Below are 22,497 nucleotides of genomic sequence, written 5' to 3' on the forward strand. Positions count from 1 at the left end.
CATGCCGCCAAAGCGGAGTCCCGCGGGCCCGGCGGTCGCCGCAGTCCTGGCGATCGTGCTCGCGGCGTGTTACCCGGCGCCTCCCGAAGATGTCGCGGCGCGCGTCAACGGGACGGTGATTTCGGCCGCGGAGCTCGATCTCACACTGCAGCACATCGGGGTGGCGCAACACGACCACGAGATTCGTCGGCGCCAGCTGGAGAAACTCGTCATCGAGGAACTGCTGGCGCAGCAGTTCCTGCGCAGCACTCCCGGGAGTGCCCGGGTGGACGAATTCGCGGTGAGCGCGGCGCGGCGCGAGATCCTTGCGCGGCGCTACATCACCGACCTCGTCAATCGCATTCCGCCCCCGCAGGACGCCGAGATCGAGGCGTTTTACCAAGCCAATCCGGCGATGTTCGGGCAGCGGCAGATATTTGCACTGCGGGAGTTCGAAATCTCCGCGCCGGCATCGAGGGAAACGGAACTGCGCCGGCACCTCCGCGCGGTGCACTCGCTCGAAGAGTTTGCGGACTGGCTGCGCCGCGAGGAGTTGCCTTTCGTCATCACCGAAGCCGAACGCGGGGCGGAGGAGTTTCCACCGGAGGTGGCGGCGCAACTGGCGACGCTGAAGGAAGGCGAGGTCGCACTGCTGTCCGCCCCCACCGGCCTGCGCGTGATCGAGATTGTCCGCGCGAGCGCCTCCGCGCTCGACGAGAACGCCGCACGGCCGCTGATCGAGCACCGCCTGTGGACCGAGAAACGGATCGCGGCAGTCGACGCCGAGGTTCGCCGCCTGAGCCGGATGGCGGCGATCTCGATACTGGACGGCACCGGCCGCAAGGACGCCGGCGGCATTCCAGGGCTTTCCCCGGGAACGGCGGCAGTGCTGGCGCCGGCGCTTTCGTTCCCGTGAGCGCCGGCGCAGCGAAGGTTCGACAACAGGCGAAGGAGACAGAGCAATGCGAGGGCTGGCGAAAACAGCGGCAATCTGCGTCGTGACGGGATGGGCGGTCTGTGCGTCGGCGGGGGGCGAATACCTGCTTTCCCCCGGGGACGTGATCCGCATCACCGTCTTCGAGAATCCCGATCTGACGACGGAGGCGCGCGTCTCCGAATCCGGCCAGGTGTCGTTTCCACTGGTGGGCGCGACACAGGTCGGCGGCATGAGTGTCGCCGCGGCCGAGAAACGGATCGCGGGCGGGCTCAAGAAAGGCGGTTATGTGCTGGAACCCCAGGTGATCATTTTTCCGCTCGAGATCCGCGGCAACCAGGTATCGGTACTGGGCCGTGTCAATCGCGCCGGCCGCTTCCCGCTGGAGACATCGAACATGCGCGTCGCCGACCTGCTCGCGCTCGCGGGTGGAGTCGCCCCCGATGGCGCCGATGTCGTGGTCCTGACGGGAATGCGCGACGGGCAGCCGATGCGCCAGGAGATTCCGCTGACGCAGCTTTTCTCGCGCGATCCGGCCGCCAATGTCGAACTGGCCGGCGGAGACATCCTGTTCGTCGACCGGGCGCCGATTTTCTACGTCTATGGCGAAGTCCAGAAACCCGGCGCCTACCGCATCGAGCCTGGCATGACGCTGATCCAGGCGCTCGCGACCGGCGGCGGCCTGACGAACCGCGGCACGGAACGCGGTATGCAGGTCCATCGCCGCGACGCGTCCTCCGGCAAGGTCGATGTGCTGTCGATCGACCGCAACGCTCCGCTGCGCGCGGACGACGTGATCTACGTGAAGCAGAGCCTCTTCTGAGGACGCGGCCATGACGATCCGCCAGATTTTCGTGATCCTGCGGGCGCGCAGCCGGCTGATCCTCGCGGTGTTCATCGCCGTGGTTGCGCTCGGCGCCGTCGTCGCGGTGATCCTGCCGCGCAACTACACCGCGAACGTGGCGCTCGTCATCGACGCCAAGTCCGCCAATGCGCTGCTCGGGCAGATGCTGTCATCGCAGATGCTGGGCGGATACATGGCCACGCAGGTCGACATCATCGGCAGCCGGCGGGTCGTCGAGCGTGCCGCGGCTGCGCCGGAAGTGGCCGACGACGAGGCATTGCGCGCGGCCTGGCGGGCGGAAACCGGGGAGGAAGTTGCATTCCCGCTGTGGCTCGCCGATGAAATCGAGAGCAATCTCGACGTCCAGCCTTCGCGCGACAGCAACGTCGTGCAGATCGCCTACACATGCGCGGTCGCGGAGCAATGCGCAAACGTCGCCAACGCGGTGGCGAACGCGTACATCGCCACCAATCTCGAAATGAAGGTGCAGCCGGCGCGGCAATACGCGCAGTGGTTCGAATCGCGCAACTCGAGCCTGCGCGAGACCGTCGAAGCGGCGCGCCGCAGGCTGTCGGACTATCAGCGCGAACACGGCATCGTCACGACCGACGAGCGGCTCGATGTCGAGACCGCACGCCTCGACGAGCTTTCCCGCCAGCTCGTCGCGGCGCAGTCGGACCGCAGCGACAGCCGTTCGCGGCGCAATCAGTCCGGTAGCGGCGAGATGCTTCCCGAGGTCGTGCAAAGTTCGCTGCTCGCCAGCCTGAAAGGCGAACTGGCGCGGCTCGAAGCGCAGCGTGACCAGGCCACCGCACGGCTGGGGCCCCGCCACCCTGAGATCGTGCGGGCCGATCGCGAGATCGCCTCGCTGCAGCGGCGCATCGCGCTCGAGACGAGCCGCATCGTCGGATCGATCGACACGACCGACCGGGTGAACGCGGGCCGCGTCGCCGAAATGCGCCAGGCGGTGGACGAACAGAAAGCGAAGGTGCTCAAGCTCAAGGCGCAGCGCGACCAGATCGCGGTGCTGCAGAAGGACCTCGACAGCGCGCAGCAGGCCTACGACGTGGTCAATGGGCGCCTCGCCGAAACGAACCTGGAAAGCCAGGCACAGCAGACGAACGTCTTCGTGCTCGCATCCGCGGCACCGCCACGCCTCCCCTCGTCGCCGCGGCGCGCGCTGATCGTCGCTTTGGCGGCCGTGCTCGGCGCGCTGCTCGGCGTGAGCCTTGCGCTCGGCCTCGAGATGGTCCGGCGCCGCGTGCGATCCGCGTCGGACGTCGTCGATGTGCTCGGAATTCCGGTGCTGGGCGCGTTGCCGCGCGCCAAAAACACCCTGCTGCTGCGCTAGCCCGTCGAGCGCGCACCGTCTCCGACCTGAACCGGGAGCTGCAATGGACGCGACACCGAACATCATGGACATGAGGCCCGCCGCCGAAGAGCAGTCGATCGGTGCGATTCTCGTCGAAACCGGCCGCCTCACGGCCGAGGACACCCAGGTTGTGCTGCGCGAGCAGAAGGCAAAAGGCGTTCCGTTCGGCGTGGCGGCGATCGAGCTCGGGCTGATCAGCCAGGCGGACGTCGATTTCGCGCTCGCGCGGCAGTTCGACTATCCGTACCTGCCGGCGCGCAGCGGCATCGTCGCGCGCGAGGTTGTCGCCGCGTATGCCCCGTTCGGGCCGGTCGCGGAGAGCCTGCGCCAGTTGCGCAGCCAAGTGTCGCTGCGCTGGGCGAACAGCCGCTACGGCGCGCGGGCGCTGGCGCTCACCGGCGTCAATCGCGGCGAAGGACGCAGCTTCGTCGCCGCGAACCTTGCGGTGGTGTTCGCGCAGATGGGCCTGCGCACGCTCCTGGTCGACGCCGACCTGAGGCATCCGACACAGCACACGCTGTTCCACCTCGACAACCGCTTCGGGCTGTCGAACATGCTCGCGGGGCGCGTCGGCAGCGAAGCGATCGTGCGGATCGGCGCGCTGCGCAACCTGTTCGTGCTGCCCGCCGGCCCGACGCCGCCGAATCCGCAGGAGCTGCTCGCGCGGCCGCTGCTCGCCAAGCGCCTGCGGGCGCTGGAGGACCTGTTCGACGTCGTGATACAGGATACCTCGGCGGCCCGCGTCGGCGCGGACGCGCAGGTCGTCGCCGCCGCAAGCGGCAACACGATGCTGGTCGTGCGCAAGAATATGACGCCGTTGAAGGAACTACGCGAATTCCAGGTGTCGCTCGAAGCGAGCGGCAGCCGGATACTCGGCGCCGTGGTGAACGAATGACGCTGCGCCGGCACATTTTCCGTCGCGGGCGGAATGGCGTGCGATGCTGACCGCGCTCTATCCCGGAAAGCTGCCGTCTGCAGCAGTGTCACGAGGCCGCTCCGGCGAGCCTGCGCTTCGCTACGTGAATGCGCTGATGCTGGTTGCCGTCAGCCACCAGTTGTGGCTGTGCCTGCTGTACACGCAGTTCGGCATCGGCGGAAAGAGCACCGTGATGATCGCCGAAATTCTCATGCTCGCAGCCGCCCTGCCGCTGCTGTTGAAGCGCCTGCCGCTGGGGTTCTACCTGGCCGCAGCGCTGCTCGTTGCCAACGCCGTCACGCTCGCGCTGCTGCGCGACTCGCTCGACCCGAAGCCGCTGCGCGATCTCCTCGTTCCGCTGGTCTTTCTCGGCGTCGGCATGAGCGTGGGCGGCGAAGGCAACGCCGACCGCCTGCTCAAGCGCGTCGTGTGGCTGGTCCTCGCCTTCGCGATGTTCGAATTCATGGCGCTCGGCGTGTTCACGCGCTTCTTCGACATCCAGTCGTTCTATTTGGCACGCGGCGTCGGCGCCCCCGAAATGGGCCTCTACCGGCCGGACAAGCTCGTTGCGAGCGGCATGCGTCCGGACGCGATCGGGCGCATGCTGGCTGCGTTCCTCGGCCCGCACCGGGTTTCATCGATCTTCATCGAGCCGGTGTCGCTCGGCAATTTCGCGGTGATCTGCGCAGCCTGGGGCCTGGCGAAAGCACGCGAACAGTGGCGGGAGGCAGCCTTCTTCGTCGCCGCCGCGGTCGTGATGACGGTGCTGAGCGACTCGCGTTTCGCCACGCTGACGATCGGCGTGCTGCTCCTGCTGCGGCTGGTGCCGCTGCGCGGCGCCGAAACGCTCCTGATGCCCCTCCCGTTCCTGTGCGTCGGCGCGCTGGCGCTCGTCGCCTTTGCGACTGGCGGTGAGTATTCCGACTCCCTCGTCGGGCGCCTCACGCTGACCGGCAGGACGCTGATGACGATGGGCGGCGGCGAGCTGTTCGGGTTCGATCAGCCTGCACAGCGTTATTTCGATATGGGATACCCCTACGTACTGGCCAATTTCGGCCTGTTCGCGTGTCTGCTGCTGTGGGCCGCCTTCTGGCTGCTGCCGGCGCAAGGAACCGCCACCACGCGCCGCTTCCATGCGTTTGTTGCCATATATCTGGTGCTGATCCTGTGCGTCAGCGGCAATTCGGCGTTCGCCTTCAAAACCTCCGCCGTGCTGTGGTACCTGCTCGGCAGCCTCGTGGTCAGCAGTCAAACCCCGCTCCGCAAATCCGTCGGGGCGGTGGCGTCCGCCGAGCGACGCGGCCTCGACGGGCCCGGAGGATGAACATGCGGATCGCGCACGTCGTCCGCCAGTACCACCCGTCCGTCGGCGGCATGGAGGACGTCGTGCGCAATATCGCCCGGCACCAGCTCGAATCGGGGTTCCGGCCGGTGGTCGTCACGCTCGACCGGCTGTTCCGTGATCGGGAGCAGGTGCTGCCGGCGCAGGACGAAGTGGATCGGGTGCCGGTGCGGCGCCTGTCCTACGCCGGATCGTCCCGGTATCCGCTGTGTCCGCAGGTGCTGCGGCTACTCGGCGACGCCGACGTGATCCATGTGCATGGCGTGGACTTCTTCTTCGACTACCTCGCAGCGACGCGCTGGCTGCATCATCGTCCGCTGGTCGCCTCGACTCATGGCGGCTTCTTCCATACGCACTTCGCGGCGTCGCTGAAGAAAGTCTTTTTCCACACCGTGACGCGGAGCAGCGCGCGGGGCTACGACCGCATCATCGCGACCAGCGACAGCGACGGGCGGATCTTCGCGCCGATCGTCGGCAACGGGCGGCTGCAGGTCATCGAAAACGGCGTCAACGTCGGCAAGTTCCGCGCTTGCAGTGCATCGGACCCGGTGCCCACGCTGATCTACTTTGGCCGCTGGTCGGAAAACAAGGGCCTCCCTGCGGCGCTCGATCTGCTCGCGCGACTGCGCCGCACCGACCCGGCCTGGCGGCTGATCGTCGCGGGGCGCGAGTACGACTACTCCGCCGCCGCGCTGCGTGCCCTGATTGCCGCGCGGAATCTCGCGGCGGCAGTCGAGGTCGTGCCGAATCCGGCCGACGCCGAGCTGGCGGCGCTGATCGGACGCGCGAGCTACTTCATCTGCCTGTCGCGCCACGAGGGCTTCGGGCTGGCCGCACTCGAGGCGATGAGTGCCGGGCTGGTGCCGGTTCTGAGCGACATTCCGCCGTTCCGCTCGCTCGTCGAGCGCTCGCAGGTCGGCGTGGTCGTCGAAAGCGGCAGGGAGGACGACGCTGTCGCGTCGCTGAACCGGGAACATCGCTTGCCCCGCGAGCGCCAGTGCAGACGGCGCGAGCGGGCGATCGCGTTCGCCGAGCCGTACGACTGGCGGCATGTGGCGGGCTGCTACCTGCGCGTCTATCGAGAAGTGGAGAGGGCGACATGAGCATACGGCGGCTGCGAAGGGTTGCAATCGCAGGAGGTTTTCTTGCGGCGTCCACCTCGTGGGCGGGGTGCGTGGATGTCAGCCCCCTGACCGGCGTCAATATGGCCGGCGCGGAATTCAACTCGAAGCGCCTCCCCGGCACGATGTACAAGGACTACGTCTATCCCACGGCGCAGGATCTGGGCTATTTCGCATCGAAAGGCGCGACCGTGATCCGGCTGCCGTTTCGCTGGGAACGGGCCCAGCCCAGCCTCATGGAAGCACTCGATGCGGCGCAGATGAGCGCGATCGCGAAAGTCGTCGCCGCTGCGGCCCCGCTCGGCCTGTGCGTGATTCTCGATGCGCATAATTACGGCACGTATCACGGCAAGACGATCGGGTCCGCGGAAGTGCCCACGGCGGCGTTCTTCGATTTCTGGACCAGGATGGCCCAGCGCTTTCCCGATGCCTCGCAGGTCGCGTTCGGCCTGATGAACGAGCCGAAAGCATTGCCGATCCCGCAGTGGGCGGAGGTCGCGCGAGGAACCGTCGCGGCGCTGCGCGAGGCCGGCGCGGACAACCTGATCCTGGTTGGGGGCGGGCGGTGGAGCGGCGTCCACGAGTGGTTCAAGCAGTTTTCCGGCGCCTCGAACGCGCAGGCGTTCGCCGACTTGCCGGACCCGCTCGGCCGCACGCTCATCGAAGTCCACCAGTACGCCAATCTCGGCTATTCCGGCACGACCACCGACTGCCTGCCGCCGTCGCATTTCGACCGGATGTTCGCGTCGATCTCGGACTGGGCCCGGGCGAACGGACACAAACTCTTCCTCGGCGAATTCGGAACGCCTGGCACTCCCGAGTGCCTCGCAACCCTCGATCGCCTGCTGGCGCTGGGGAGCAACCGCGACGTCTGGCGCGGCTGGGCCGTGTGGGCGGCCGGGCGCTGGTGGGGCAGCTATCCGTTGAGCATCCACCCGAAGGACGGCGTCGACGCGCCGCAGATGAGCGTCGTGTCGCCATACCTCGGAAAATGAGTAGTGGCGATGATGCTCGCCGTGACCGTCGGCCTCGCCACCGCCATCGCCGCGGTGGTCCACCTGCCGCCCCTCGGCCTGACCACCGCCGAACGCCATATCGGAGCACCGGCGCGGAACTGAAGAGGCCTGTATCCCCGTGAAAATTGCCTTTTTCACCGCCCGCTTTCCGGTCTTGTCCGAGACCTTCGTGATTCGTCAGGTCGCGGGGCTGAAGCGACTCGGCCATGACGTCAGCGTCATCACCGCCGAATGGGGCGACCCAGGGCTCGCGCACGCGGTCTATTGCAACAACGAGTTGGGCAAGCATGTGCGCGCGCTTCGAATGGTCCACGGGCTGCGCTGGCGGATGCTGACGCTTGCCCGCTTTCTCGTCGGGAGCCTTGTCAGCACGGCGGGGCTGCGCCGGCTCGGCGTCGCTCTGCGCGCCGCGCTGACCGGCAGCTCCGCGGCCCTGCTGGATATCGCCGCCCAGACTCCGCACGGTTCGATCGGCCATTTCGACGCCATCGTCGCGCACTTCGGACCAATGGGCGTGCGCGCGATGTATTTGCGCGAGGCCGGGCTCGTCGAAGGGCCGATCGCAACGATCTTCCACGGCCACGACATGAGCGACCGGAACACGGTCGCGCGCCACCTCGGCAATTACCGGCGGCTGTTCGCCGACACCGAACGCATGTTGCCGATCAGCGCCCTGTGGGGACACCAACTGCAGAAGTGGGACTGCCCGCCGTCCCGCATCAAGGTGCTGCGCATGGGCGTCGATGTCGATGCGCTGCCCGCGCTGCCGCCCGAGCGCCCGCTCGGACGCCCGCTGCGCGTGCTCAGCGTCGCACGCTTCACCGAAAAGAAAGGGCTCGACTACGCCATTCGCGGGGTCATCGGCGCACGGGCCGATGTTCGCCTCGAGATCATCGGCGGCGGCCCGCTGGCAGCCGAATTGCGCGCGCTCGCCGCGCCGGCCGGCGAGCGCGTCGGTTTTCTCGGCGAGCAGCCGCAGCAGGCGGTGTTCGCCGCGCTCGCGCGCGCCGACGTCTTTCTGCTGCCGTCAGTGACCGCTGCCGACGGGGATATGGAGGGCATTCCGGTCGCGCTGATGGAAGCGATGGCGAGCGGAACGCTCGTACTGACGACGCGGCACAGCGCCATCCCCGAGCTCGTCGAGCATGGGGTCTCCGGTCTGCTCGTCGACGAGCGCGACGCCGGAGCGATCAGCACGTGGGTCGAGCGCATCGCTGCAGGAGCCGTCGATGCCGTCGCGATGCGCACTGCGGCGCGGTGCAAGGTCGTGCGCGAATTCAACAATGCCCTGCTCGATAAGGAGCTCGCGCGACACTGTGCCGAACTCGGCTGCGTGTCCGCGAAGCCCGATGATCAATGCGTGGCGGCCAAGGTATGAAGGAGTCCGGCATGAATCGAGACCTGCAGGATGCAATGCGCGGCCCGGAAAGCTTCCTCGTCCTCTCCGCGCACGACTACCGCTCGCCGCGCAAGGCGAACATTCACTTCATCACCGAGCAGCTCGCCAAGCGCGGACCGACGCGTTTCTTTTCGCTGCGTTACAGCCTGCTGTCGCGCTACACGGCAGATCAGCGCCTGCTGATCGACGGGTGCGCGAACCGCGTCGAACGGCATCGCGGCGTCGATTGCTTCCTGTGGAAAACGCCGGTGCATCCGTTCAACACACGCCACGCGCTGCTGCGGCCGATCGAGGCGCTGATGTTTGGCTGGTATGTACGGGCAGCCAGCCCGGTGCTGTTGCGCTGGATCGCCGAGGCGAGCGTGATCCTCTTTGAGAGCGGCACCGCCCCGGTGTTCTTCGAGCTCGCGAAGCGGATGAATCCCGCGGCAAAGACGGTTTATATCGCCTCCGACGACCTCGACACGATCAACTCGGCCGACTATGTCAAGCGCACCTTCCGCCGCATCGCGCCGTCGATCGACATCATCCGCCTGCCCTCCCGTGCGCTCGCGCGGACGATCCCGAACACTGGCAACCTTTATTTCATCCCGCACGGCATCGATCCGGGGCTCGCGTCGCACGGCGATCCCTCCCCGTACGGCCAAGGCATTCACGCGGTGTCGGTGGGTTCGATGCTGTTCGACGCGGAGTTCTTCGTCTGCGCTTCGCGCCGTTTTCCGCACATCAGTTTCCATGTCATCGGCTCGGGCCGGCCCCGGTGCGCCGACTACGGCGGCAACGTCATCGTCCATGACGAGATGCCGCACGCCGACACCGTGCGCTTCATCAAGCATGCGCACTTCGGCATCGCGGCCTACCGAACGGCACAGCTGCCCGATTATCTCGCCGACACGTCGATGAAGTTGATCCAGTACGACTTTCTCGGCCTGCCCGCGGTGTGCCCACACGAGGTCGTCGGCGACTATCGCAGCCGCTTCGGCTACCGGCACGGTGACGAGGAGTCGATCGTCGCAGCGATCAAGGCCGCTCTCGAGGCGCCGCGCGGACCGAGCCGCGCGCACCCTAGCTGGTCGGACGTCGCCGATCGCGTCCTTCAGCCGAGCCGCTATTCAGATACCCGGATACGCCCATGAACTCCATGACACAACCCATCGAGACCCTGTCGATTGCCGGCTTCCCTGTCCTGCACAGCAGCGCATCGGCGTTGAGAAAACGCATGCTCGCGGTGCTGGAGGGCGGCGAGCAGACGGTGCTGTTCTTCGCCAACACCAACTTCATTGTCCAGTGCGCGCAGCTGCGCGAGCGTATGCACGCGCCGGACATCCTGATCGCGAACGACGGCGTCGGTCTCGACATCGCTGCACAGATGATCCACCACCACCGCTTCGTCGAGAACCTCAACGGCACCGATTTCATCCCGCCGCTGCTCGAGCGGGCGAAGCGTCCGGTGTTTCTTCTCGGCGCGCGTCCGGGCGTGGCGCGGCGGGCCGCGGACCGGTTGCGCAGCGAGCACGGGGTTACGGTCCTCGGGGTGTGCGACGGCTATGCGGGAACGGCCGACCCGGAACGCCTGATCCGGTGGATCAACGAGTCGGGTGCCGAGGTCGTCCTCGTCGCCTTCGGCAATCCGCTGCAGGAGGAATGGATCCTGCGGCATCGCGCACGTCTCGATGCGCGCCTGCTGATCGGGGTCGGTGCGCTGTTCGATTTCCTCGCCGGCGACAAGGCACGCGCGCCCGACATCGTCCGGCGCCTGCGGCTCGAATGGCTGTATCGCCTCGGCCGGGAGCCGCGCCGGCTGGCGCGGCGCTACACGATCGACATCGCGCGCTTCCTCGTGTTGTGCCTCGCCGCCGACAAGGAAACGGCCCGCGCGTCGGAGAGCTTGAAGTCCGGTCAGACCGGGCGGGGCATTTAACCCAAGTTTGAAAAGCCCCGCCGCAGTAACCTGTGGTCGCCCCCGCCGCTCCATCGTTGGCAGGCATCGAGCGCATCGCTCGTGTCTCGATCAGCAGATGGAACGGTCGCAAGCCCACGCTCACTTCGGACAGATGGAGCATGTATGCTGGTGTCAGTCATCATTCCGGCGTTCAATGTCGCCGGATGCCTGGATCGCGCGATCGATTCGGTGCTCGCACAGACCATCGCGGACTTCGAGATCATCGTGGTCGACGACGCCTCGAGCGATACGACCGCGGATCTCGTGCGGCGGCGCGCAGCCGAGGATTCGCGGATACGCTTGCTGCAGAACCCGGCCAACTCCGGGCCCTCCGTCGCCCGCAATCGCGGCATTGCGGCTGCCCGGGCGAAGTGGGTGGCGATACTCGATGCGGACGATGCCTATGAGCCGGACCGGCTCGCGGCCCTGTGCGCGATCGGCGAGGCCGAGCAGGCGGCGCTGGTTGCCGACAACCTCGTTCTCTACGATGCGGCCGCCGGATTGCGCATCGGCGTCGGGTTGGAGGACCGGAGCGAAGGCGCGGTCGAGACGGTCAGCGTCGAAGACTTCCTGCGCAACTGCATCACCGGCCGCTCGCCCTTCGACCTCGGACAGTTGAAAGGGTTGATGCGGCATGACTTTCTACTCGAGCACGAGCTGCACTATCCGGACGATCTGCGGCATGGCGAGGATTTCGATCTGTACGCGCGGCTGCTGCTGGCAGGTGGCCGATTCGTGCTGATCGGCAAACCGTATTATCTGTTCACGCAGCGTGTCGGCAAGGTTAGCGCCAAACCGTCGGGGTTCTCCCGCACCATCGCCAACTACGACGGCATGCGCAACGCGACGCTGGCGCTGCTGTCGCATCCGGCTGTTCGTGGGAATGCGGTACGCGAGGATTTGCTACGGGCCCGAGCAAATGCGATCCGCTGGCACAAGAGCGGCACCGTTTTAGGGGGCTTGCTGCAGAGCCGTGATGTTCCCGGGCTGCTGCGCGCTTGCCTGATGGATTGGCGGATAGGCGCGGTGCTCGTGCGCAAGCTGGCCGGCCGGTTGAGCCGGGGCGCGTTCGCTTCGAGCATGCAGAGCATGCTCATCGCGGCCGTCGCAGTCCGATTGCTGGACGACGCGGCATGACCATAGGCCGGGTCTTCTTTTCGAGCATCGTCTGGAGCTCCGCTGCCGATATCGGCCAGCGGGCGTTCTCGTTCCTGATATTGCTGATCCTGGTGCGGCTGCTCACGCCGCAGGAATTCGGCACGGCGGCGACGGCGTTGATGATCATCCAGCTGCTGCAACCGGTCAGCCGCTTCGGCCTCTACGATTACCTGATCTTTCGCGAAGAAGCCGACGAGGCCGTCAAAGGCGCGGCCTGGCTGACCTCGGTCGTGTTTGGGCTGTCAGCTTCGGTCCTGCTGTTCGCGCTCGCCGGGCCGATAGCCCAGGCATTCTCCGATGCGCAGTTGGCCCCCGTGCTGCGCGCCTTGAGCCCCGTGTTCCTGCTGCGCTCGGTCAGCTGCGTGCACGAGGCCATGCTGGCCAAGCAGTTCGGCTTCAAGTCCCTGGCGGTGAGAACGGTGAGTGCCGTGTTCGTCGCCGGCGTGATCGCGATCGGCCTCGCCTATTCGGGATGGGGCGTCTACAGCCTCGTGATCCAGCAACTGGTGAGCGCCTCGGTGTCGAGCGTAGTGTTGTGGCTCTCCTATCGCTGGTGGCCGCGCTTTGCCGGTGCCAGGGCGAACTTGCGGACCGTGGTTGCCGGCGGCTGCAAATACACGATCGCGCAACTGTTCTCGTCGCTGAACAACACCGTCTATGGCCTGGCCATCGGGTTTTTCGTCAGCACCGAGGCGGCCGGTGTGTTCCGTCTCGCATGGACCGGGCTGGACCTGTGCATTCAGCTGACGATCCGCCCGTTCGCGCAGGTGGCGCAGCCGTTATTCGCGCAGATGCAGGCCGATCGCAAGCGCCTCGGCGAAGCTTTCATCAAGGTATGTCAACACTGTGCCGTGGTGACATTCCTGGTGTTCGGATGGATGGCGGTCATGGGACCGGAGGTGGGCACGTTCGCTTATGGCGCCCGCTGGGCCGGTGCCGGCGAAGTGCTGTCCATCATTTGCTTCGTGGTGTTCCCCGCGACGCCGAATTACCTGATCGCCGTGCTGCTCAACGCCGTGGGACGGCCGGACCGCGTCTTGACGCTCTCGGCGGTGCAATCCGCACTCAGCGTGCTGTTCGCCATCGTCGCCGTGCATTGGGGCATGACCGGCATTGCCGTCGCCTTCGTGCTTCGTGCACTGATCACGACGCCGCTGGGGTTTGTCTTCCTCAAGCACAGCGCCGACGTCGGCGTGCTGGATATCGGGCGTGCGCTGGCGGCGCCCGTCATCGCCGCGACCCTGACGATGCTGGCCATCGTGGCGGCCAAACATTTCGCCCCGCCGTTCCACGCGGTGCTGCTGACCCTCATCGTCAGCGGCATTGCCGCCGTAGCGATTTACGGCACGACCCTTTTCCAGTTGCAGCGAGAATTGCTGATGAACCTGTGGTCCCTGTTCAGCCACAAGCTGGGCCAAGCGAGCGTGCCGAAATGAAGCTGTTCCACTGGGCGTCGAGCCACGGCAATTTCGGCGACGACATGAACCTGTTCCTCTGGGAGCATTTCCTGCCCGGCGTGTTCGATGGGAATGACGATGCGATGTTCATCGGCATCGGTACGATCCTGTCTGCCGATATTCCCAAGGCGCGTCACCGTATCGTGATGGGCAGCGGTACCGGTTACGGGCGCTTGCCCGCCGATCTCGACGATGACAGCTGGCGCATCTATGCCGTGCGTGGACCGCTCACCGCCCGGGCGATCAACGCAGATCCGAAGCTCGCGGTGGCCGATCCGGCGATTCTTCTGCCGCTGCTGCCGGAGTTCGCGCCGGCCTCGCGGCGCGGCGTCGCCTTCGTGCCGCACTGGACGACGGCGAAGGGAGGCATCTGGCAAACGGCCTGCGCTCGCGCCGGTTTCGATTTCATCGATCCGCGGCATGAAGCCAAGCGTGTGATTCGGCAGATCGCTGCGGCGCAGCTGGTGATCGCCGAGTCCATGCACGGGGCGATCGTCGCCGATGCGTTTCGCGTTCCCTGGATCGCCGTCGTCAGCGGCCGTGACACCCCTTTGAAGTGGCACGACTGGGCGTTGGCGCTGGCCATGGAATATCGGCCTTACGAGGTGGGACAGTTGAGCGTGATCCCGATGGTTCGCGACGGCCGTCGAGAGGTATCTTCGGTCCGCGCGGAGATGAGTGCGCAGGAGTACGCGTCGAGCGTCGATGCAGCGGTCAGCAGCTTCGTACAACGCTCCTCACGGCCGGCGGCAGTCGTCCGGCCCGGAGCTCGAGCGCGCGTCAAGGCAGGTATTTGCCGCCTCCTGGACCGCGCCGGTCATTCCATGCTCGCGGATCGGGGAGCGCGGATGCTGACCCAGATCAGCAAGCTCCCGCCACGGCTCAGCGCTGACGGTGTTTTGCGTGACAGACAAGCCGAGCTCGTGAGGCGAATCGAATCGTTTCGCGAGGATTTGAGCGCGGGAGCGTTCTCGGCCTCGCGGCCTCTAGACCCTCCGGGACGAGCGATGAACCCGGCGACGCCGCAGGTCTTGCAGAACGGACGATGAATCCGTTGTGTGCCGAACTGGTAGTTGCTGAGCGCATCCGTGCCGCTCGGGAGTCGGCGACCGGGCGCGGGAGCTTCGGGCGCGAGCGCCGTCAGCGCGGAGCGCGCGAAAGCAGCTTTGCCGGCTACTCCCGCGCGGGGTGAAAATCGCAACCGCCAGTGCCATCCGGGCGCCGGCCGCCGCGCGCGGTTTCAGCTCCGGGTGGCCAGATACGCCGCAAACTCTTCGCCGATCTCGGGATGGCGCAGACCGAGTTCGATGGTCGCTTTCAGGTAGCCGAGCTTCGAGCCGCAGTCGTAGCGCACGCCTTTGAACTGGTACGACAGCACCGCCTCGTCCTTCAGCAACGCGGCGATCGCGTCGGTCAGCTGGTACTCACCCCCCGCGCCCGGCTGCAGCGCGCGAATGTGGTCGAAGATGCGCGGCGTCAGGATGTAGCGGCCGACAACCCCCTGCGTCGTCGGCGCCTCTTCCGGTTTCGGTTTTTCGATGATCCCGGTCACCCGCTGCACGTCACCCTGCTGCCCCTCGGTGCTGACGATGCCGTACTGACGCGTCTCTTCGCGCGGCACGTTCATCGTGCCGAGCACCGAACAGCGGTTGTAGTTATAGACGCCGACCATCTGCTCCATGATCGAGGCCGAGCCCGGGTTGTCGAGCAGGTCGTCGGCGAGGATCACCGCGAACGCTTCGTCGCCGATGACCGGTGCAGCGCACAGCACCGCGTGGCCGAGGCCGAGCGCTTCCGACTGGCGGATGTAGATGCAGTTCACGCCCTTCGGCACGGTGCGCTGCACCAGCGCGAGCATTTCCTTCTTGCCGCGGGCTTCGAGCTCGGTTTCGAGCTCGTAGGCCTTGTCGAAGTGATCCTCGATCGAGCGCTTGGTGCGCCCGGTGATGAAGATCATGTCGGTGATTCCGGCCGCGACGGCTTCCTCGACCGCGTACTGGATCAGCGGCTTGTCGACGATCGGCAGCATCTCCTTCGGGCTCGCCTTGGTGGCCGGCAAAAAGCGCGTGCCCATGCCGGCCACCGGAAATACCGCTTTCGTGACTTTCTTCATGTCGTGACTCTCCCTCTTGAATGTTCTGGACGGGCCGCCGCCCGTCATGCTGGCTGTTCGAGCAGGCGGCGCAGGCCGTCTTCGTCGAGGATCGCCACGCCGAGCTCCTGCGCCTTCGCGAGCTTCGAGCCGGCCTCGGCGCCGGCGACCACGTAATCGGTCTTCTTCGACACCGCGCCGCTGACTTTTCCGCCATGCGACTCGATCAGCGCCTTCGCGTCGTCGCGGCTCATCGTCGGCAGCGTGCCGGTGAGCACGAAAATCTTGCCGCTCGCGCGGCCCTCAGCGGCCACTGCGGGCGCGCCCTCGTCCCAGTGCACGCCGGCCGCGCACAACTGCTCGATGACCTCGCGGTTGTGCATTTCGGCGAAGAATCCGACGATGCTGTGCGCGACGATCGGCCCGACATCCGGGACCTGCTGCAGGCGCTCGACATCGGCGTTCATCAGCGCGTCGAGCGAACCGAAGTGGCGCGCGAGTTCCTTCGCCGTCGCCTCGCCGACGTTGCGGATGCCGAGCGCGAAGATGAAGCGTGCGAGCGTCGTATGGCGGCTCTTCTCGATCGCCGCGAGCAGGTTCGCCGCCGATTTGTCCGCCATCCGCGGCAGATTCGCGAGCTTCACCAGCCCGAGCCGGTACAGATCGGCCGGTGTCCTGACGATGCCATCATCGACGAGCTGGTCGACGAGCTTGTCGCCGAGCCCCTCGATGTCCATCGCGCGGCGGCCGGCAAAATGCAGCAGCGCCTGCTTGCGTTGCGCCGGACAGAACAGCCCGCCCGAGCAGCGCGTCACCGCCTCGTCGGGCTGCTTCTCGGCGTGCGAGCCGCACACCGGGCAGATGTGCGGCATCACGAACGGGCGTTCGCTGCCGTTGCGACGCTCGACGACCGGCGCGACGATCTGCGGAATGACGTCGCCCGCGCGGCGCACGATGACCTGGTCGCCGATCAGCAGCCCCTTGCGCTGGATTTCCTCTTCGTTGTGCAGCGTCGCGTTCGTCACCGTCACGCCGCCGACAAAGACCGGCTTCAGCCGTGCGACCGGGGTCAGCGCGCCGGTGCGCCCGACCTGGATCTCGATATCGACGAGCTCGGTGATCTCTTCCTGCGCCGGATACTTGTGCGCGACCGCCCAGCGCGGTTCGCGCGTGACGAAACCGAGGCGGCGCTGCAGATCGAAGCGATTGACCTTGTAGACGACGCCGTCGATGTCGTAGGGCAGGCTGTCGCGCGCGGCGGCGATGCGGTCGTGGAACGCGATCAGCCCGTCCGGCCCGGACGCGACGACGCGGTGCTCGCATACCGGAATGCCGAGCGCATCGAGCGCGTCGAGCATCTCGCCCTGCGTCGCCGGCACGTCCCAGCCGCCGATCTCGCCGAACCCATACGCGAAGAACGACAGCGGTCGCCGCGCGGTGATGCGCGCGTCGAGCTGGCGCACGGCGCCTGCCGCCGCGTTGCGCGGGTTGACGAACACCTTGCCGCCGGTTTCGCTCTGCCGCGCATTGAGCCGTTCGAACGCATCGCGCCGCATGTAGATCTCGCCGCGCACCTCGATCAGCGCCGGAGGCCGGCCGGCGAGCCGCAACGGGATCTGCCGGATCGTGCGCACGCTGTGCGTCACGTCCTCGCCGGTGTAGCCGTCGCCGCGGGTGGCTGCGCGCACCAGCATGCCGTTTTCGTAGCGCAGGCTGATCGCGAGGCCGTCGAACTTGAGCTCGCCGAGGTATTCGACCGGCGGCGCGTCCGGGCCGAGTTCGAGCGCGTTGCGCACGCGCGTGTCGAACGCGATCACGCCGCCGCTGGTGGTATCGGTCTCGGTGCGGATCGACAGCATCGGCACCGCGTGGGGCACCGGCACGAGCCCCGGCACCGGCGCCCCGCCGACGCGCCGGGTCGGCGAATCGGGCACGAGCAGCTCGGGGTGCCGGCGTTCGAGTGCCTCGAGTTCGCGGAACAGGCGGTCGTATTCCGCATCGGGAACCGTTGGCGCGTCGAGGACGTAGTACGCGTGGTCATGCGCTGCGAGCTCCCGCCGCAGCTGCGCGGCGCGCTCGAAGTCTTCAGGCGAAGCGGACATCAGGCGGAGAACAGGCGCAATGCCAGCGGGCTGCCCGCGGGGACCTCGGAATCGGCCATCTGCGCCTGGAATTGCTGGATCTGCGAACGGATCAGCAGCGCCGCGTCCGGTCCGAACGGTGCGCGATTGTCATCGACGACGCTGCCCTGCAGCGCGTCGGCCATATGGCTCGCCTGCTGCATCATGTGGTCGAACACGACGACGCCGTTGGCGACGCGCGGCACGTCGATGACGAACGTCAGGCCGTTCGTCATCAGGTTGCGCATCTCGTCGGCGGCGAAGAGCACGGGCTCCATGTTGCACAGCGTGAACAGCGTGTGGCCGCTTTCGTCGCGGGCGTGGAACGCGCCGTCGTCACCGATCGTCATGCCGCTCGCTTCGGCCAGCGCGCGGATCTTCGTGCCGGCGAAAGGCTGGTTGTGGCTGACGATGTTGACGCCGATCTGCACGTCGACGCCGGCGCAGAACTGGTCCAGGTCAGCGGCATTGCGCAGCGCTTCGGCGCGCGTCGGCAGATCGGTCGGCACCGCGAGGAACTGGTCCGCGACGCGCTGCACGCCGCCCGAAAAGTACATGAAGTCGTTTTCGCCGATCGCCCCGTGCCGGTCGACGAGCTGCATCGCCACGCAGAACCAGTGGAACGCCCCGGCGGAATGCGCGGTCAGCGGGCGCCACAAATTTTCGGCGTCGTCGAAGGCGAACCAGCGCACCGGCTTCGCGATCCCCTGCAACTGTTCGCTTTGCGCGGCCCACAGGCGCGGAGCGTCGAGCAGTTCGATCGATTCGATGCGGATCACGCAATCGATGCGCGGATCGATTGCGGCCGGCAGTCCCGGCGTCACCCGCCCCACCGGGCTGTGCGCGGCCGGATGGCGGATCGCCGGAGCGGGATTCGCATCGGGGGAGGGAGACTCGGTCGTCCAGGGTTCGACGCGTTCGTCTTGCGGCGCGGCCTCGTGCGGTTCGAGCAGCACGTCGCGGTGCTCGGACTTGAAGGCCTGCTCCGCCTGCCGCCGATGCTTGCGTTCCTGCCACTTGTTGTACGCGATGATGCCCACGACTGCCGTCATGCCGAGCGCGGCCAATCCGATCTGCAATTCGCTGTCCATCTTCATTCCCGTTGTGAACGCTTCACCGCCGCCCGGCGAGAATCGTCACCAGTTGTCCTGTAAACAAAAAGAATCGGTCGCCGCCGCCCAGTCGTGCGGGCAGGCCGGCGTCCGTTCGTGTGTCAGGCTGCCGCCGGCTCGGCCAGGCGCAGCGCCTCTTCGATATCCACTTCCACGACCCGCGAAACGCCCTGTTCCTGCATCGTCACGCCGACCAGTTGCTGCGCGATTTCCATCGTGATCTTGCTGTGGCTGATGAAAACGAACTGTGTTTGCGATGACATGCGTTTCACCATCTGGCAATAGCGTTCGGTGTTGGTATCGTCCAGCGGTGCGTCGACCTCGTCAAGCATGCAGAACGGCGCAGGGTTGAGCTGGAACATCGAGAATACCAACGCAATGGCCGTCAGCGCCTTCTCGCCGCCGGAAAGCAGGTGTATCGAGGTGTTTTTCTTGCCCGGCGGCTGGGCGACGATCTGGATTCCGGCGTCGAGAATCTCGTCGCCGGTCAGCACCAGCCGGGCCTGGCCGCCGCCGAACAGCTGCGGGAACAGCGTGCCGAAATGCTGCGTGACGGTATTGTAGGTGTCCTGCAGCTGCTCGCGCGTTTCGCGGTCGATGCGGCGGATCGCGTCCTCGAGGGTGGCGATCGCCTGGCTCAGATCCTCGTTCTGCGCGTCGAGATAACCCTTGCGCTCCTGCGCGCTGCGCAACTCGTCGAGAGCCGCGAGGTTGACCTGTCCGAGTTCGGCGATCTCGCGCGCCAGCCGCGCCACTTCGCGCACCAGCGCGGTCTCGCGCAAGTCGCCCGTGAGCAGCGGCTGGAGCGCCGCTTCGTCGGCCTGCGCCTCGGCGAGGCGCTCGTCGAACTGCGCGGCGGCAAGCTCCGCCGCCTGGACACCCAGTCGCAGCTCGGCGATGCGGCTGCGCGCGGGCGCCGCCTCCTGCTCGGTGCGCAGGCGCAGCTCCTCGGTCTGCTTGAGCAGGGACGCGGTCTGTTCGAGCGCGTCGCGTCGCGCCGCGAGCGCCGTCTCGCGGCTGTGGCGCAGCGTCAGCGCTTCCTGCAGCGCCTCGTGGCTGCGGCTGCAGTCGGTCGCGTTGAGTTCACGTCGGCGGGCATCGAGCTCGGCGGCGATGCGGTCGAGCTGTTCGGTCGCAAGCTCCGCGTTGCGGGCGATGTCATCGAGCTTGCCGGCGCATTCGCGCTCGGAGAAGCGCGCTTCCTGCAGATCCCGCGCCGTCGCCTGGTCGAGCGCGCGCGTCTCGCGCAGCAGGTTGTCGCGCTCGGCGAGCACTTCCATCGCGGCGTCGAGCCGCTCGCGCTGCAGTTCGGCCAGCTCGGCCGAACGCGCCTGTTCCGTTTCGGCACGCGCGAGCTGTTGGCGCTCGGCGGCTTCGAGGTGCACAAGGTCGTCGAGATCGCGCGTCAGCTGGGCGCGGCGCTCGTCGGCGCGCTGGCGCGCCTGGGTCAACTTCAGCAGCGCGACCTGTTCGGCGTGGATCTGCTGCTGCATCGATTGCAGCTCGCGCCGCAGCGCGTTGCCGCGCTCCTGCAGGTCCGCCGCGATCGCTTCGGCTTCCAGCAGCACGTCGTGCGCCTGCTGCGCCCCGGCTTCCAGCTCGCGCTGGCGATCGGCCAGCGTGTCGATTTCACGCTGGCGTTCCATGACGCCGTGGGTGCGGCTGTCCGGAGCGTAATGGACGAGCGCGTGGCGCGTCAGGATCTGCCCGCGCGGACCGACGATGCAGGTGCCGGGGGCGAGTTCGGCGCGCCGGCCGAGCCACGGTTCGAGTGCATCGACGGCAAAACAGCCGTGCAGCCAGTCGGCCAGCGCGGCATGCAGTGCCGCTTCCGGCATGTGCACCCGGTCGATCAGCGCGGTCGCCCCGGAGGGGGGTTCGACCGGCGGGAGTTTCGCGCCGTCGCCCGCGAACGCGACCGCGAACGCCGCCGGTGGTGCCTCGTCGAACATCGCGCGGGCCGCGGCGTCGACGCTGCCGGTGAGCGCCGCGAGCCGTTCGCGCAGCACCGCCTCGACGGCGGTCTCCCAGCCGGCGTCGACGCGCAGTTCCCGCCACAGCGGCGCCAGCTCGGCGAGGCGGTGACGCTTCAACCAGTCGCCGAGCTGCCCCTGCGACTGCACTTTCGCCTGCAGTTGCACCAGCGCGTCGCGCCGCGCGCGCAGTTCGGTCAGCCGGCGCTGCACCTGGCGTTCGTCATCGAGCGCGGCCTTCAGCGCCGCCTGAGCCTGAGGCAGACGCGCTTGCGTCTGCGCGAGTTCCTGCTGGCGCGCGTCGTGCTCGTCGCGCAGGGTGTCGAGCCGGGCTTCCTGCTGCGCGAGCGCCGCCTCGTCCGGACCCTCGATGGCGCCGCTGTCGCCCAAGAGGCGCGCCCGGCGCTGCGCGAGCGCGTCGAGCGCGCGCAGCGCGTTTGCCCGGTTCGCCTCGCCGACGCGCAGCTGCTGCTCGGTCTGGCCGAGCTCGCGGCGTGCGGCGGCGACGGTGGCGTCTGCCGCCTGGCGCGCCGATTCGGCCTCCGGCAGGCGCTCGGCGACTTCGGCATGGCGTGCTTCGGCCTGCTCGGCGCGCAGCCCGGCGTTGTCCAGCAGGGCACTCCAGCGCTCGCGGTCGCTGCCGAGCGCTTCACTGCGCGCGCACCAGTGCGCTTCGTCGGTCGCAAGCTGGGCGAGACGGGCTTCGAGGCGCTTGCGCGCGTCCTCGAGATGCCGAAGCTCGGCTTCGAGGCGGCTGACTTCGGCGGAAATCGCGAACAGGTCGCTCTGGGCGGCGTGCATCGCCTCGGATGCCGAAAAATGCGCTGTGCGGCCGGAATCGACCGCGCTTTCGAGTTCCTGCAGGCGGGCGCTGTCGGCTTCCATCTTCGCCGACAGCTGATTGAGTTCGCTCTGCAACCGCGCCTGTTCGGCGCGTGCGTCGTTGCGCTTGAGCAGCCACAACAGCTGCTGCCGCTCGGTATGCGCTGCGCTCAGCGCGCGAAAACGGGCCGCGATCGCGGCCTGCGTGTCGAGGTGGCTGATGCGCTCGCCGAGCTCCATGCGGATGTCGTCAAGCCGGGCGAGATTGTCGCGCGCGTCGGACAGCCGGCCTTCGGTTTCGCGGCGCCGCTCGCGGTATTTCGTGACGCCCGCGGCCTCTTCGAGAAAGCCGCGGATTTCCTCGGGCCGTGCCTCGATGATCCGCGAAATCATGCCCTGCTCGATGATCGCGTAGGCGCGCGGCCCGAGCCCGGTACCGAGGAACAGGTCGATGACGTCCTTGCGCCGGACATGGACGTTGTTGAGGTAATACGTCGATTCGCCGCTGCGGTCGAGCACGCGCTTGACCGAGATTTCGGCATAGCGCGACCACTGTCCCGCTGCGCGCCCTTCGGCGTTGTCGAACACCAGTTCGACGCTCGCCCGCGACACCGGCTTTCTCGTCGTCGAGCCGTTGAAGATCACGTCCTGCATCGACTCGCCGCGCAGCGCGCTCGCGCGCGTTTCGCCGAGCACCCAGCGCACCGCGTCGATGATGTTCGACTTGCCGCAGCCGTTCGGCCCGACGACCCCCACGAGGTTGCCGGGAGTAAGGACGGTGGTCGGGTCGACGAAGGTCTTGAAACCGGCGAGTTTGAGCTTGGAAAGACGCACGTCGGAACGGGGGTGAACGGTCGGTTCAGGGCTGTCGAAAGCGCGCCATGATAACATCCCCGAT

17 protein-coding genes are annotated in these 22,497 nt (G+C 67.3%); 13 read left to right on the plus strand and 4 right to left on the minus strand.

What is annotated here, in order from left to right; genetic code table 11:
- Nucleotide 1: 1 nt before the first annotated feature.
- The 13 genes from pbN1_RS19155 (at nucleotide 2) to pbN1_RS19215 (ending at nucleotide 14,529) form a co-directional block, all read left to right on the plus strand.
- Nucleotides 2-895 (plus strand): EpsD family peptidyl-prolyl cis-trans isomerase, encoded by an 894-nt coding sequence (locus tag pbN1_RS19155; RefSeq protein ID WP_169200958.1) that lies wholly within the window; start codon nucleotides 2-4, stop codon nucleotides 893-895.
- Nucleotides 896-941: 46 nt separating this feature from the next.
- Nucleotides 942-1,736 carry a polysaccharide export protein EpsE gene (epsE, locus tag pbN1_RS19160; RefSeq protein WP_169200959.1) on the plus strand — a complete coding sequence of 265 codons (795 nt, stop codon included), beginning with the start codon at nucleotides 942-944 and terminating at the stop codon, nucleotides 1,734-1,736.
- A 10-nt stretch (nucleotides 1,737-1,746) separates the two neighbouring features.
- A complete protein-coding gene (epsF, locus tag pbN1_RS19165; protein WP_169200960.1) occupies nucleotides 1,747-3,108 on the plus strand; it encodes a chain length determinant protein EpsF in 1,362 nt (453 codons plus the stop codon).
- Nucleotides 3,109-3,151: 43 nt separating this feature from the next.
- A complete protein-coding gene (gene epsG / locus pbN1_RS19170) occupies nucleotides 3,152-4,024 on the plus strand; it encodes a chain length determinant protein tyrosine kinase EpsG (RefSeq protein WP_169200961.1) in 873 nt (290 codons plus the stop codon).
- 43 nt (nucleotides 4,025-4,067) lie between these two features.
- Nucleotides 4,068-5,369, plus strand: a complete 1,302-nt coding sequence (locus pbN1_RS19175; protein ID WP_169200962.1) for a polysaccharide polymerase — start codon at nucleotides 4,068-4,070, stop codon at nucleotides 5,367-5,369.
- A 2-nt stretch (nucleotides 5,370-5,371) separates the two neighbouring features.
- The gene (locus pbN1_RS19180) at nucleotides 5,372-6,490 is read left to right on the plus strand and encodes a glycosyltransferase family 4 protein (protein ID WP_169200963.1); all 1,119 of its coding nucleotides are present in this window, start codon (nucleotides 5,372-5,374) and stop codon (nucleotides 6,488-6,490) included.
- A 71-nt stretch (nucleotides 6,491-6,561) separates the two neighbouring features.
- Complete coding sequence (locus pbN1_RS19185) at nucleotides 6,562-7,503, plus strand: glycoside hydrolase family 5 protein (RefSeq protein ID WP_169200964.1); 942 nt, start codon at nucleotides 6,562-6,564, stop codon at nucleotides 7,501-7,503.
- A 139-nt stretch (nucleotides 7,504-7,642) separates the two neighbouring features.
- Nucleotides 7,643-8,902, plus strand: coding sequence for a glycosyltransferase (locus pbN1_RS19190; RefSeq protein WP_169200965.1), 1,260 nt, complete (start codon nucleotides 7,643-7,645; stop codon nucleotides 8,900-8,902).
- Between the two features lie 11 nt (nucleotides 8,903-8,913).
- Entirely contained in the window at nucleotides 8,914-10,059 is a 1,146-nt protein-coding gene (locus pbN1_RS19195; RefSeq protein WP_169200966.1) for a glycosyltransferase, read from the plus strand.
- Entirely contained in the window at nucleotides 10,056-10,844 is a 789-nt protein-coding gene (locus pbN1_RS19200) for a WecB/TagA/CpsF family glycosyltransferase (RefSeq protein WP_169200967.1), read from the plus strand. Before pbN1_RS19195 ends, pbN1_RS19200 begins: the two co-directional genes overlap by 4 nt.
- 144 nt (nucleotides 10,845-10,988) lie before the next feature.
- Nucleotides 10,989-12,002 (plus strand): glycosyltransferase family 2 protein, encoded by a 1,014-nt coding sequence (locus pbN1_RS19205; RefSeq protein ID WP_169200968.1) that lies wholly within the window; start codon nucleotides 10,989-10,991, stop codon nucleotides 12,000-12,002.
- Complete coding sequence (locus pbN1_RS19210) at nucleotides 11,999-13,459, plus strand: lipopolysaccharide biosynthesis protein (RefSeq protein ID WP_280516190.1); 1,461 nt, start codon at nucleotides 11,999-12,001, stop codon at nucleotides 13,457-13,459. Before pbN1_RS19205 ends, pbN1_RS19210 begins: the two co-directional genes overlap by 4 nt.
- Nucleotides 13,456-14,529, plus strand: coding sequence for a polysaccharide pyruvyl transferase family protein (locus tag pbN1_RS19215; RefSeq protein WP_169200970.1), 1,074 nt, complete (start codon nucleotides 13,456-13,458; stop codon nucleotides 14,527-14,529). Before pbN1_RS19210 ends, pbN1_RS19215 begins: the two co-directional genes overlap by 4 nt.
- 191 nt (nucleotides 14,530-14,720) lie before the next feature.
- Here pbN1_RS19215 and galU read toward each other — a convergent pair whose 3' ends face one another.
- From galU to smc, 4 genes are all read right to left on the minus strand, one after another.
- Nucleotides 14,721-15,593 (minus strand): UTP--glucose-1-phosphate uridylyltransferase GalU, encoded by an 873-nt coding sequence (galU, locus tag pbN1_RS19220; RefSeq protein WP_169200971.1) that lies wholly within the window; start codon nucleotides 15,591-15,593, stop codon nucleotides 14,721-14,723.
- A 44-nt stretch (nucleotides 15,594-15,637) separates the two neighbouring features.
- Nucleotides 15,638-17,674, minus strand: coding sequence for an NAD-dependent DNA ligase LigA (gene ligA, locus pbN1_RS19225; protein WP_169200972.1), 2,037 nt, complete (start codon nucleotides 17,672-17,674; stop codon nucleotides 15,638-15,640).
- Entirely contained in the window at nucleotides 17,674-18,783 is a 1,110-nt protein-coding gene (locus pbN1_RS19230; RefSeq protein WP_169200973.1) for a cell division protein ZipA, read from the minus strand. Before pbN1_RS19230 ends, ligA begins: the two co-directional genes overlap by 1 nt.
- Before the next feature lie 122 nt (nucleotides 18,784-18,905).
- Nucleotides 18,906-22,490 carry a chromosome segregation protein SMC gene (smc, locus tag pbN1_RS19235; protein ID WP_169200974.1) on the minus strand — a complete coding sequence of 1,195 codons (3,585 nt, stop codon included), beginning with the start codon at nucleotides 22,488-22,490 and terminating at the stop codon, nucleotides 18,906-18,908.
- Between the last annotated feature and the right edge of the window lie 7 nt (nucleotides 22,491-22,497).

It is taken from the genome of Aromatoleum bremense, from assembly GCF_017894365.1.
Classification (GTDB): domain Bacteria; phylum Pseudomonadota; class Gammaproteobacteria; order Burkholderiales; family Rhodocyclaceae; genus Aromatoleum; species Aromatoleum bremense.